Annotated in this window: 10 protein-coding genes and 1 riboswitch; of the genes, 5 read left to right on the top strand and 5 right to left on the bottom strand. The window is 73.8% G+C overall.

What is annotated here, in order from left to right:
- Nucleotides 1–279: 279 nt before the first annotated feature.
- Together RIF68_RS13630 and thrC are read right to left on the bottom strand one after the other, a co-directional pair.
- Nucleotides 280–558: a MoaD/ThiS family protein gene (locus RIF68_RS13630; protein WP_309051488.1), complete on the bottom strand. Its 279-nt coding sequence runs from the start codon at nt 556–558 to the stop codon at nt 280–282.
- Between the two features lie 15 nt (nt 559–573).
- Complete coding sequence (gene thrC / locus RIF68_RS13625) at nt 574–1,899, bottom strand: threonine synthase (protein ID WP_309051490.1); 1,326 nt, start codon at nt 1,897–1,899, stop codon at nt 574–576.
- A riboswitch (SAM riboswitch) is annotated at nt 1,893–2,046 on the bottom strand. Its footprint overlaps the gene before it by 7 nt.
- A 120-nt stretch (nt 2,047–2,166) precedes the next feature.
- On the opposite strand from thrC, the gene RIF68_RS13620 reads away from it, so the two are divergent.
- The 3 genes from RIF68_RS13620 (at nt 2,167) to RIF68_RS13610 (ending at nt 6,166) form a co-directional block, all read left to right on the top strand.
- On the top strand, nt 2,167–3,108 hold the full coding sequence (locus RIF68_RS13620; RefSeq protein WP_309051487.1) for a glucosyl-3-phosphoglycerate synthase: 942 nt from the start codon (nt 2,167–2,169) through the stop codon (nt 3,106–3,108).
- Nucleotides 3,109–3,146: 38 nt separating this feature from the next.
- The gene (locus RIF68_RS13615) at nt 3,147–4,619 is read left to right on the top strand and encodes a hypothetical protein (protein ID WP_309051486.1); all 1,473 of its coding nucleotides are present in this window, start codon (nt 3,147–3,149) and stop codon (nt 4,617–4,619) included.
- A gap of 95 nt (nt 4,620–4,714) precedes the next feature.
- Nucleotides 4,715–6,166: a trehalose-6-phosphate synthase gene (locus RIF68_RS13610; RefSeq protein WP_309051485.1), complete on the top strand. Its 1,452-nt coding sequence runs from the start codon at nt 4,715–4,717 to the stop codon at nt 6,164–6,166.
- A gap of 124 nt (nt 6,167–6,290) precedes the next feature.
- Here the strand turns inward: RIF68_RS13610 and otsB are convergent, their stop codons facing one another.
- From otsB to RIF68_RS13595, 3 genes are all read right to left on the bottom strand, one after another.
- The gene (gene otsB / locus RIF68_RS13605) at nt 6,291–7,142 is read right to left on the bottom strand and encodes a trehalose-phosphatase (RefSeq protein WP_309051484.1); all 852 of its coding nucleotides are present in this window, start codon (nt 7,140–7,142) and stop codon (nt 6,291–6,293) included.
- A 75-nt stretch (nt 7,143–7,217) separates the two neighbouring features.
- Complete coding sequence (locus RIF68_RS13600; protein WP_309051483.1) at nt 7,218–7,484, bottom strand: DUF3263 domain-containing protein; 267 nt, start codon at nt 7,482–7,484, stop codon at nt 7,218–7,220.
- Between the two features lie 165 nt (nt 7,485–7,649).
- On the bottom strand, nt 7,650–8,933 hold the full coding sequence (locus RIF68_RS13595; RefSeq protein ID WP_309051489.1) for an extracellular solute-binding protein: 1,284 nt from the start codon (nt 8,931–8,933) through the stop codon (nt 7,650–7,652).
- A 208-nt stretch (nt 8,934–9,141) separates the two neighbouring features.
- Between RIF68_RS13595 and RIF68_RS13590 the strand changes: the two genes are divergently transcribed.
- Nucleotides 9,142–10,110, top strand: coding sequence for an ROK family protein (locus tag RIF68_RS13590; protein ID WP_309051482.1), 969 nt, complete (start codon nt 9,142–9,144; stop codon nt 10,108–10,110).
- Entirely contained in the window at nt 10,110–11,279 is a 1,170-nt protein-coding gene (nagA, locus tag RIF68_RS13585; RefSeq protein WP_309051481.1) for an N-acetylglucosamine-6-phosphate deacetylase, read from the top strand. Before RIF68_RS13590 ends, nagA begins: the two co-directional genes overlap by 1 nt.
- Nucleotides 11,280–11,333: the final 54 nt, after the last annotated feature.

Below are 11,333 nucleotides of genomic sequence, written 5' to 3'. Positions count from 1 at the left end.
GAATTCTGGGCGCGACGGAAAGGTGAATTCGCCTGATCCCCGTGAATTCCGGGGCAAGTCGGGCCCGGCAAAGCACGCAGAAGGTACAGAACGTGCGTGCACATTGGCTGCTTCTTGTCGCGCGGGGACGCATTCTCATATGCGTCCGGCATGAGCAGCGGAGGGGGCTTCCCCAACTCTACCGCGCTCAACCATGCAGAATTGCCCCCTCCGCTTTATGGAGCGGAAGGGGCAATTCGAGAGAGAAGGGGGAGAAGAGGAAGCAGGGGATGGAGAGGTTCAGCAGCCGCCGGCCACGGCGGGGATGATCGAGACGCCGGCGCCGTCGGGCGTCACCGTCTCCAGGCCCTGCTCGAAGCGCACGTCGTCGTCGTTCACGTAGACGTTGACGAAGCGGCGCAGCTTGCCCTGGTCGTCCAGGACGCGGGCGGCGATGCCCGTGTGGTTCTTCTCCAGGTCGGCGATGACCTCGGCGAGGGTCGCGCCCTCGGCGGGCACCTCGGCCTGCCCGCCGGTGTAGGTGCGGAGGATGGTGGGGATGCGGACGTTCACGGCCATGTGTTCACGAACCTTTCAGTGGGCCAGGCCGGCGTCGCGGAACGCGTCCAGGCTGGGGCGGATGGTGGCGGTCGCCTGCGAGCTGTCGGCCACGGCGTCCAGGGTCTTGAGCCCGTCACCGGTGTTGAGGACCACGGTGGTGAGCGAGGGGTCGAGAAGACCGGCCTCGACGAGCTTCCTCGTCACACCGACCGTCACACCGCCCGCCGTCTCGGCGAAGATGCCCTCGGTCCGCGCGAGGACCTTGATCGCGTCCACGACCTGCTCGTCGTTCACGTCCTCCACGGCACCGCCGGTGCGGCGCGCGATGTCGAGGACGTACGGGCCGTCGGCGGGGTTGCCGATCGCGAGGGACTTGGCGATGGTGTTCGGCTTCTGCGGGCGGACCACGTCGTGGCCGGCCTTGAAGGCGGCGGAGACCGGGGAGCAGCCCTCGGCCTGCGCGCCGAAGATCTTGTACGGCTTGTCCTCGACCAGACCCAGCTTGATGAGCTCCTGCAGCCCCTTGTCGATCTTCGTCAGCTGCGAGCCGGAGGCGATCGGGATGACCAGCTGGTCCGGGATGACCCAGCCGAGCTGCTCGCAGATCTCGTACGCCAGCGTCTTGGAGCCCTCGCCGTAGTACGGGCGGAGGTTGACGTTCACGAAGCCCCAGCCCTCGCCGAGCGGGTCGCCGATGAGCTCGGAGCAGAAGCGGTTCACGTCGTCGTAGTTGCCCTCGATGGCGACGAGGTCACCGCCGTAGACGGCGGCCATGACGACCTTGCCCTGCTCCAGGTCGTGCGGGATGAACACGCAGGAGCGGAAGCCGGCGCGGGCGGCGGCGGCGCCGACGGCGCCGGCCAGGTTGCCGGTGGAGGAGCAGGAGAGGGTGGTGAAGCCGAAGGCGCGGGCGGCCTCCAGGGCCTGGGCGACGACCCGGTCCTTGAAGGAGTGCGTCGGGTTGCCGGAGTCGTCCTTCACGAACAGCTTGCCGGGCTCGACGCCGATCTCGCGGGCCAGGTTGTCGGCCTTGACCAGCGGGGTCCAGCCGGGGTTCAGGTTCGGCTTCTCGGCGACGTCGGCCGGGACGGGCAGGAGCGGGGCGTAGCGCCAGATGTTGGCGGGGCCGGCCTCGATCCTCCTGCGCAGCTCCTCGGGGTCGCCGGCGGGGAGCTCGTAGGCCACTTCGAGGGGGCCGAAACAGAGTTCGCAGGCGAAGATCGGGCCGAGGGCGAAGACCTCGCCGCATTCGCGGCAGGAAAGTCCGGAGGCGGGTCCGAGGTCGACGGTGGTGCCGGCGGAGCCGGTGGCGGGTGCGACGGTCTGTACAGCCATGGAGGCGAGGCCCTTTCTCCTCATCTTCCTCATGACGCGTTTCGCCATGAGACGGATTTGGCACCTTCCCTAGCCGGGGACCCCGCTGGCGCGCCGTGGCGCGGACGAGAACCGACTGGAGGGTTGCCGGGGCTTCAACGGGCCGTATCCCTCTGCCCCTCTGGATGAGCGGTATTCGGTTGTGGAACGCGGGCGGCACCCCGACATGCGACGGGCCTTCGCGTTGTTCAAGACTGTAACCGAAGGCATGGACGGTTGAGATGGTCGTCCGAACCGCGAGATGGAGATCACGTGCTGGAAGAGGTGGAGCGCTGGCTGGGCCGGCGGTCCTGGTCCGTGGCCGACCGACCGCTGGAGCGGATTCTCGCCGCCAAGCGCTCGACGACCGTCAGCGTGGTGCTGCCCGCGCTCAACGAGGAGGCGACGGTCGGGGACATCGTCTCCGTGATCCGGCGCGAGCTGATGACCGCGTCGGTGCCGCTCGTGGACGAGCTGGTGGTGATCGACTCCGGTTCCACGGACCGTACGGCGGAGGTGGCGGCGGCGGCCGGGGCGCGGGTGGTCGCGCGGGACGCGATACTCCCCCGGATACCCGCCGTGCCGGGCAAGGGCGAGGTCCTGTGGCGGTCACTGATGGTGACGGGCGGGGATGTGGTCTGCTTCGTGGACGCCGATCTGCGGGACTTCTCGGCGGACTTCGTCACGGGGATCGTGGGTCCGCTGCTCACGGACCCGGACGTGGACCTCGTGAAGGCGATGTACGACCGTCCGCTCGGCGACGCCCCTGGTCAGGGCGGTCGCGTGACGGAGCTGGTGGCGCGCCCGCTGCTGAACCTGCACTGGCCCCAGCTGGCCGGCTTCGTCCAGCCGCTGGGCGGCGAGTACGCGGCGCGGCGCTCCCTGCTGGAGCGGCTGCCGTTCCCCGTGGGTTACGGAGTGGAGCTGGCGCTCCTGGTGGACGCGCTGCACATGGTGGGCCTGGACGCCCTCGCGCAGGTGGACGTGGGCGTCCGCAAGCACCGGCACCAGGACGGTCAGGCACTCGGCCGGATGGCGGCGGCGATCTACCGGACGGCTCAGCTGCGGCTGTCGCGAGGGCCCCTGACGCGGCCCTGGCTGACCCAGTTCGAGCGGGGGGAGTCGGGCTTCGAGCCCCGGACGTACGCGGTGGACACGGAGGAGCGCCCGCCGATCGCCGGGATCACGGAGTATGCGCGGCGCCGCGTGGCGTAACGCCCGGAAATGGTGGGTTTTACCTACATTTCCGTTGTATGCGCTTCAGACAAGCCCCTTGCGGACGGCCGCGCCCCGGAAGGGTGCTCGCGGCCGTCGTCCTGGCCGCGAGCGCGCTCCCGCTCGCGGCGACCGCCCCGGCCACGGCGGCCGGCTCCCCACCGGCCCCCGCTCCGGCGGTCACCCCCTCGTCGGCGGACGTGATCGAACCGTTCGGCCGGCGGTACGGGGCCACCCTGTACGGGGACTTCACCACCGCCGGGGCCTCGGTCATGCGGTGCGCCGGCGCCCCCGCCCCGTGCGCGGCGGACGGCCGGGTCCCGCCCGGCGCGAAGCCGCCCGTACGCGAGCGGGCCGACCCGGCGGGCCTCTCGTCCGGCGGGAAAGCCCCCGCGTACGGCTCCGGCACCGCCGGGATCCGGGTGCCGGCCGGTGCCAAGGTGGCGTACGCCCGCCTCTTCTGGGGCGGTCACGACGGCACGTACGGGACGGCGGACGGGCGGTGGCTGCGGCGCTGTGCCGCCTCGGGCGCGGACGCCGTGCCGTCCCCGGGCGAGCCGGCGACGACCGCCCCGCTGCTCCGGGTCGGGACGGGCCGCGCGGCTCCGGTCCCGGTCGACAGCATGGTCACGGACCCGGCGAAGACCCAGGGCCCGCACTTCTACACCGGCGAGTCCGACGTGACGGCCGCCTTCGCGGGCGTCTCGGGGCCGGGCACGACACCGGTGGCCGTGGGCAACCTCTGGGCGCCGAACGGCGCGGGCTGCGCGGCCGGCTGGTCCCTGACCGTGGTGTACGCCTTCCCCGGGCCCGACGCGAAGGCGGGCCGCGAGCGGCGGGACGTCCGCGTGTACGGCGGGCACGTCCTGCAGCGTCCGGCCTCGCGGGTCACCACGCTCACCGTCGACGGGCTCGCCGGGCGCGGCGGTACGGTCCGGGCGGCCGTGACGGCGTTCGGCGGCGTCGCGCCGGGGGACCGGTTCCTGGTGGACGGCCGGAGCGCGGCCGCGTCCCGTACGGGCCTCCCGGCTGTCCTCTCGGGGCTCGACGTCGGCACCTTCGAACTGCCCGAGGGCACGGTGGCCCGGGACGCGACCTCGGTGGAGCTGTCCTTCGCCCCGGACGGCGACACGTACGTGCCCGCCGCCCTGGCCCTGTCCGTGCCCGCCCCGGACACGGCGGCGACGGGGGCGGCGGGCGCGCCGGCGGCGCGGCCCGGCCCCGCGACGGCGACGGCCTCCGCCCCCGCGACCCCGACCGCGTCCCCGGCGCCGGCCCGGAGCGGGCCCCCGGGACCGACCCGGACGGCGTACCCGGCCGGGTCCGGGATCGCCCCCGCCCTCCCCGGGGCGGGGCCCGGCCCCCGGGACGTCCCACCGTCCGCCGGCGGGGCGATGGCCTCGACCGGCGGCGACGGTGAACGGCTGTGGCTGCTGGGCGGCCTGGCCCTCGCCCTGGCCGGCACCGGTCTGGTGGCGAAGGCGGCCCTGCGCGGGCGCCGCGGCCTGTGAACCGTGCCCCCGGCTCCCGGGGCCCGGCCGTGGCCGGACCGGCCCGTCTCGTATACGCACGTTTGAGCGTTTACGGGACGGGCTAGGTTCGGCACATGGCTTCTGTGCTCGTGGCATCCAACCGGGGACCGGTCTCGTACACGCTCGGCGAGGACGGGTCGCTCGACGCCCGCAGGGGCGGCGGCGGCCTGGTCTCGGGCCTGAGCGCCGTCTCCTCGCAGGACAGTCTGTGGGTGTGCGCGGCGCTCGGCGAGGGCGACCGCGAGGCGGTGCGGCGCGGCGTCGCCGAGCCCGGCGTCCGGATGCTGGACATCGACCCGGAGGTGTACGCCGACGCGTACAACGGCATCGCCAACTCGGTGCTGTGGTTCCTCCACCACCACCTGTACGACATCCCGCGCGAGCCCGTCTTCGACGCGGAGTTCCGCCGCCGCTGGGAGGCGTACCGCGCGTACAACCGGGCCTTCGCCGAGGTGCTGGCCGCCGAGGCGGACGAGGACGCGGCCGTCCTGGTGCAGGACTACCACCTGGCGCTGGTCCCGGGCATGCTGCGGGAGCTGCGGCCCGAACTGCGGATCGGCCACTTCACGCACACCCCGTGGGCCTCCCCGGCGTACCTGGCGATGCTGCCGGACGACATCGCCGGGGAGCTGGTGTGGGGCATGCTCGGCGCGGACGAGCTGGGTTTCCACACCTGGGAATGGGCGTCCGCGTTCATCAGCGGCGCGCGGCGGGACGACGCGACGGGGACGGCCGAGGGCGTCTGGCCGAGCGGTGACCCCTGGCACGGCGTCGAGCACGTGCGGTACGACATCGGAAAGGGCCGCACCCGGGTCCGGGCCTATCCGCTGGGCGTGGACGCCGGCGAGCTGCGGGCCCTCGCCTACCGCCCCGAGGTGGACGAGCGGCTGGCCCGGCTCCGCGAGGAGGTCGGGGAGGGCCGGAAGACGATCGTCCGGGTGGACCGCACGGAGCTGTCGAAGAACATCCTGCGCGGCCTGCTCGCCTACCGCGAGCTGCTGACCACCCGCCCCGAGTGGCGGGGCCGGGTGGTCCACCTGGCCTCCGCGTACCCCTCCCGGCAGGATCTGGAGTCGTACCGCGCCTACACCGAGTCGGTGGCGCGCCTCGCCGGCGAGATCAACGCCGAGTTCGGCACGGACGACTGGCAGCCCGTCCTCGTCTCGGTGGAGGACGACTTCACCCGCTCCCTCGCCGCCTACCGCCTCGCGGACGTGGCCCTGGTGAACCCGGTCCGCGACGGCATGAACCTGGTCGCGAAGGAGATACCGGTGGTCTCCGAGTCCGGCTGCGCCCTGGTCCTCTCGACGGGCGCGGGCGCCCACGGCGAGCTGGGCGAGCACGCGCTGACGGTGAACCCGTTCGACGTCTCCCGGACCGCCGAGGCCCTCCACACGGCCCTCTCCATGCCGGACGACGAACGCGCCCGCCGCACCGAGCGCCTCGCGGCGGCCGCCACGGCCCTCCCGCCCCAGCGCTGGTTCCTGACCCAGCTGGAGTCCCTGCGGGAGCTGCCGCGCGGCTGAGCCGGACGGCGGCGACGGCCGCGCGGTCGGCGTGAGCGGCCCGGCCGCGCGCCGGCGGACCCGTTTCCTCGGGGGCGGTACGGAGGCCTCGGCCTCCCGTACCGCCCCCGTCGCGTCGGTCCGGTCAGGAGCGGGGCGCCTCGGCCACCGCCTCCGCCAGGTCCGTCAGGAAGTCCACGACGCCGGCCGGGCCCGGGACGGCGAGGTCGGCGCGGTCGGCGAGCGCGGGGACCTCGGAGGAGCCGCTGCAGACGAGGACGCCCGGGACGCCGTCGGCGCGGAGCTTCTCGACGGCGGCGAAGGCGGGCAGGTCGCCCAGGTCGTCACCCGCGTACAGGACGGACCCGGCGTCCGTCTCGCGCAGGTACGAGGCGAGCGCTACGCCCTTGTCCATGCCGGGGGGCCGCAGTTCCAGGACCATCCGGCCCGGCTCCAGGACCAGCCCGTGGCGGGCCGCCAGGTCGCCGAGCGGGCCCTTGAGGGCCTCGAAGGCGCCCTCGGGGTCGACCGCTCTGCGGGTGTGGACGGCGACCGCGCGGCCCTTCTCCTCGATCCAGACGCCCGGCCAGGCGCCGTGCCGGTCGAGGAAGCCGGGGAGCTCGGCGCGGACGGCGGCCACTCCGGGGTGCGGGGCTGCGGCGGTGACGGTGCCGGTGGCCGCGTCCCAGCGTTCGGCGCCGTAGTGGCCGAGGACGACCAGGCGGTCGAGTCCGGGGACACCGGCGAAACCGCCGTACCGGACGGCGACCCCCGCGGGGCGGCCGGTCACGACGACCACGGAGGCGATCCGGGGCGCGAGGGCGGCGAGCGCGGCCACGGCACCCGGATGGGCGCGGGCCTGCTCGGGGTCGGGGACGATCTCGGCGAGTGTCCCGTCGAAGTCCAGGGCGACGACGGCCTGCTCGGGCCGCGCGAGCAGCGCGGCCAGGCCGTCGCGGCCGGCGGGTGTGGTCGGGTGCGGAAGGCTGCTGACCATGCCATGACCCTACCCAGGGACGGGCGACTCATCAGCGTGGCCCGGCTCACGCCGGCCGTCCGCCGTCCGGGCGGTTCAGCGGCGACGGCGCTCCCGCTCGGCGCGGACCCGGCGCAGCCGGTTGACGGTCACCGGATCGTGGGCGAGGGCCCGCGGATCGTCCAGGAGCGCGTTGAGCAACTGGTAGTAACGGGTCGGGGAGAGACCGAGCTGTTCCCGGACGGCCCGTTCCTTGGCGCCGGGGCCGGGCCAGGAGCGGCGCTCGACGGCGAGCAGGGCGCGGGCGAGCGCGCCGAGCCCGCTCCCGTCGTCCTGTGCCGCGTCCTGCTCCCCGGTGGTCATACGACCAACCTATTACCCGGCACCGACGGTCGCTCCCGGGAGCCGTACGGTCGCTGCCGGGGGCCGTACGGGCCCCGGCTCCGCCGCCCTCGGGGCCGTGCGCGTGCCGGGCCCGCCGCCCCGGTGCCGTACGCCCCCGCGCACCCGCCGCCGGATCCGTACCGCCTACTCGGCGGCCTCCGCGGCCGTCGCGGCGCGGCCGATCGCGCCGAGGACCTCGGCGGGGCGGCCGCCGGGGGCGACGGCGCGGCCGATGTTCTGCTTGATGTTCTCGCTGACCGCCGCCCACGAGGTCTTGCCGACCGGCGGGAGCTGGGTGTCGGGGAGCGCCTTGAGGAATTCGCGCAGGTTGGCGTGCTGGGGGTCGGTCTCCATACGGGCGGAGGCGGTGCGCGTCACCGGCAGGAGGTCGTTGTCGCCGGCGAACTTGAGGACGTTCTCGTCGCTGAACAGGAAGTCGAGGAAGTCGCCGATCTCCTTGCGGTGACCGTTCTGCCTGAAGCCCATGATCCAGTCGGCGACGCCCATCGAGGTCTTGGGCTTGCCGTCGATGCCGGGCAGCGGGACCTGGCCGACGCGGATGCCCTTCCCCGCGGCCTCCTTCACGAGGGAGGGGTGGCCGTTGAGCATGCCGACCCGGCCCTCGGCGAAGGCGGCGAAAGCGGCCTTGCGGTTGAGTTCGGCCGGGGCGACCGGGCCGGTGAGGCCCTTGCCGACGAGGTTCTTCCGCAGCCACTCGAAGGTGCGGATGTTCGCCTCGGAGTCGATGGCGTAGTGATCGCCGGCGTCGGTCCAGCCGCCGCCCCCGCTGAGCAGCCACATCATGGCCTCGGCCTGGGCCTCCTCGGGGCCGAGCGGCAGTGCGAAGGGGGTGGGCACGCCGTGCGCCTTGAGCTTCTGGGCGGCGGCGGCGAGCTCGGCCCAGGTGGTGGGCGGCTGGGCGCCGGCCGCCTCGAAGAGGTCGCGGTTGTAGAAGAGGGGGCGGGTGGACGCGACGAAGGGGAGGCCGTACTGGGTGCGCCGGTTCTCCCCGGCGGCGACCAGCGGGCCGAGGAAGTTCGCCTGAACGGGTATGGAGAGGAGTTCGTCGGCCGAGTAGAGCCGGTCCGCGGCGGCGTGGTCGGCGTAGGCGCCGATCTGGGCGATGTCGGGGGCCTTGCCGGCCTTCACCATCTCCGCGACCGTGCGGTCCACGTCGTTCCAGGACTCGATCCGCACCTGGACCGTCACCTCGGGGTGCTTGGCCCGGTAGGCGGCGACCAGTCCGTCCCAGTACCTCTTCGTGGTGTCGCCGCCGGTCAGGTCGTAGTCGGCCGCGACCACGGTGAGCGTCACCTTTCCGTCGTCGCCGCCGAGGACGCCGCAGCCGGCGGCCGTACCCGTCGTCGCGAGGGCGGCGGCGGCCGCGGTCAGTCCAAGAAATCGTCGCCGCTCCACGGCTTCATCCACCTTTTGCTCGTCGTTGAGCTGCACGTTCGTACCGCTTGAGGCCGTCAGTCTCCCCCGGCCCGGATAAGAGGTCTACACCACGCCGGTATCACTTCCGCAACCGGGTGGGAAGCATGGCTCCATGAGGGATCCCGCATTTGTATCCGCACGCAACAATCCACGGAAGTGGACTAGACCTTTTGGGTGGTCGCGCGCCACACTGTCCCCCGTGAATCACGTCATCGCCCTCGATGTGGGCGGCACCGGCATGAAGGCCGCCCTGGTCGGGGCGGACGGCACCCTGCTCCACGAGGCCCGCCGCGCCACCGGACGCGAGCGCGGCCCCGAGGCCGTCGTCGAGACGATCCTCGGCTTCGCCGCCGAACTCCACGCCCTCGGCGAGGAACGGTACGGCGAACCCGCCGCCGCGGCCGGCGTCGCCGTCCCCGGCATCGTCGACGCCGAGCGAGGCATCGCCGTCTACGCCGCCAACCTCGGCTGGCGTGACGTCCCCCTCCGCGCCCTCCTCGGCGACCGCCTCGGCGGCCTCCCCGTCGCCCTCGGCCACGACGTGCGCACCGGCGGACTCGCCGAGGGCCGCATCGGCGCGGGCCGCGGCGCCGACCGCTTCCTCTTCGTGCCCCTCGGCACCGGCATCGCCGGAGCCATCGGCATCGCCGACCGCATCGAGGCCGGCGCCCACGGCTACGCCGGCGAGATCGGCCACATCGTCGTCCGCCCCGGCGGCACCGACTGCGGCTGCGGCCAGCGCGGCTGCCTGGAGCGGTACGCCTCCGCCTCCGCCGTCTCCCTCGCCTGGGCGGAGGCGAGCGGTGACCCCGGCGCGGACGCCGCCGACTGCGCCAAGGCCGTCGCCTCCGGCGACCCCGCGGCCGTACGGGTCTGGCAGGAGGCCGTCGACGCGCTCGCCGACGGGCTCGTCACCGCGCTCACTCTGCTGGACCCGCGCACCCTCATCATCGGTGGCGGTCTCGCGGAGGCCGGGGAAACCTTGTTCACACCACTACGGGCCGCGGTGGAGGAACGGGTCACGTTCCAGAAGCTGCCCGCCATCGTCCCGGCGGCCCTCGGGGACACCGCCGGATGCCTGGGCGCGGGCCTCCTCGCCTGGGACCTGCTCGCCGACCGGCGCCCCGAGCCGACCCAGCGCCCCACCGACCCGGAGGTTTCCGCCTGATGGCCGATCACAAGGTTCTCGCCGGCGCACACGTCGTGCTGCCCACCGGGACCGTCGAGAACGGGCGCGTGATCATCGACGGCGGGCGCATCGCGGGCAGCGCGCCCGGGGACGCCCCCGTCCTCGACCTCACCGGCCACTGGCTCGTCCCCGGCTTCGTCGACATGCACAACCACGGCGGCGGCGGCGCCTCCTTCACCTCCGGCACCGTGGACGAGGTCCTCCAGGGCGTCCACACCCACCGGCTCCACGGCACCACCACCACCGCGGCCTCCTTCGTCACCGGCGACATGGACTTCCTCGTCCAGCGGGCCGGACTGCTCTCCGAACTCGCCGAACAGGGCGAGATCGCCGGCCTCCACTTCGAGGGCCCCTTCATCTCCCCCTGCCGCAAGGGCGCCCACGACGAGACCCTGCTCCGCGACCCCGATCCGGCCGAGGTCCGCAAACTGATCGACGCCGGGCGCGGCCAGGCCCGCATGGTGACCCTCGCCACCGAGCTGCCCGGGGGCCTCGACTCCGTACGCCTCCTCGCCGAACACGGCGTGATCGCCGCCATCGGCCACACCGACGCCACGTACGAGCAGACCGTCGCGGCCATCGACGCCGGCGCCACCGTCGCCACCCACCTCTACAACGCGATGCCCGCCCTCGGGCACCGCGCGCCCGGCCCCATCGCCGCCCTCCTGGAGGACGAGCGGATCACCGTCGAGCTGATCAACGACGGCACCCACCTGCACCCCGCCGCCCTGGAACTGGCCTTCCACCACGCCGGCCCCGGACGCGTCGCCTTCATCACCGACGCCATGGACGCGGCCGGCTTCGGCGACGGCACGTACGCCCTCGGCACGCTCGCCGTCGAGGTCAGGGACGGGGTGGCCCGGCTCGTCGAGGGAGGCTCCATCGCCGGATCCACCCTGACCCTGGACCGCGCCTTCAAGCGCGCCGCCACCGTCGACCGGCTGCCCGTCGAGGCGATCGTCCAGGCCGTCTCCGCCAACCCGGCGCGGCTCCTCGGCGTGTACGACCGGGTCGGCTCCCTGGAGCCCGGCAAGGACGCCGACCTCGTCGTCCTCGACCGGAACTTCGACCTCGTGGGCGTGATGCGCAAGGGCGAGTGGATCGTGACGCCCACGGCCGCCCGGACGGTGGCTCCCACGGGGGTCTGATCGGCGGCCGGACGAGGGCGGTCGGCCGCGGGTCGGCCGGAGGGACTGTGCCAA

It is taken from the genome of Streptomyces sp. (genome assembly GCF_031178505.1).
In the GTDB taxonomy this organism is placed as follows: domain Bacteria; phylum Actinomycetota; class Actinomycetes; order Streptomycetales; family Streptomycetaceae; genus Streptomyces; species Streptomyces gulbargensis.
This window is presented reverse-complemented; position numbering and strand designations above follow the sequence as displayed.